The organism is Glycomyces salinus (genome assembly GCF_016428645.1).
GTDB lineage: Bacteria > Actinomycetota > Actinomycetes > Mycobacteriales > Micromonosporaceae > Glycomyces > Glycomyces salinus.
The window spans coordinates 1-1,073 of record NZ_JAELXW010000178.1 but is presented as its reverse complement, the minus strand read 5'-3'; the positions used below and the strand labels follow the sequence as shown (position 1 = coordinate 1,073).

Annotated in this window: 1 protein-coding gene; it reads left to right on the top strand. The window is 69.4% G+C overall.

The window, feature by feature from the left end:
• Positions 1–96: 96 nt before the first annotated feature.
• Positions 97–1,073 (top strand): CE1 family esterase (locus JFB92_RS24915; RefSeq protein ID WP_199044646.1); only part of this gene is annotated, 977 nt, incomplete at its 3' end.

Below are 1,073 nucleotides of genomic sequence, written 5' to 3'. Positions count from 1 at the left end.
GAAACGCCAACCAGCAGTTCAACCTCCAACGCACCTGACACAGACCAACCGGTGCGCCACCGACGGCGCACCGGCCGAATGAGAATGGAGTACTCGATGTCCCAAGACGAAGCCCGGGAGAAGGCCCGGCGCCCGGCACTCCGGGCCGGTCCGCGCTCGACGCGGTCCCTTCATGCCAGAATCCTCGCGCTGTCGGCGGTCGTCCTCACCGTGTTCGCCGTCGGCGCGACCGCCAACAGCGCCTCCGCGCAGGAGGTCGACGCCAGCGACGGCTGCGGCACCGCCCCGTCGCTGACGAGCGGCACGCACAACATCAACGTCAACGGCACCAACCGCAGCTTCATCCTCAAGGTGCCCGACAACTACGACAACGACTACGCCCACCGGCTGATCTTCGGACTCCACTGGTGGGGCGGCACCGCGAACGACGTCGCCTCCGGTGGCAGCGACGGCGCCGTCTACGCGCACTACGGACTCGAGGCCCAGGCCAACGGGACCGCGATCTTCGTCGCGCCCCAGGGCATCGACAACGCCTGGCCCGACACCGGCGGCCGGGACGTGGCCTTCGTCGACGCCATGATCCAGCAGATCGAGGCCGACCTGTGCGTCGACCAGTCGCAGCGCTTCTCGCTCGGGTTCAGCTACGGCGGGGCCATGAGCTACGCGCTCGCGTGCGCGCGGCCGAACGAGTTCCGCGCGGTCGCGGCCATCGCCGTCCCCGGACAGGTCAGCGGATGCAACGGCGGCAACCAGCCCGTGGCCTACATGGGCATCCAGGGCGTCACCGACAGCATGCCCCAGGCCCGCGGGATGCGCGACACGTTCGTGAACAACAACGGCTGCACCCCGCAGAACCCGCCCGAGCCCGCCTCGGGCAGCGGCACCCACTACACCACGGCCTATTCGGGCTGCCAGGAAGGCTATCCGGTGGTCTGGGCCGCCTTCGACGGCGGACACCAGCAGGGACCGGTCGACGGCTGCACCGGCTGCGAGAGCGGCGCCAACAGCTGGGTCAAGGGCGAGATCTGGGAGTTCTTCACCTCGCTCGGCGACTTCGACCCGCCGGACGACAA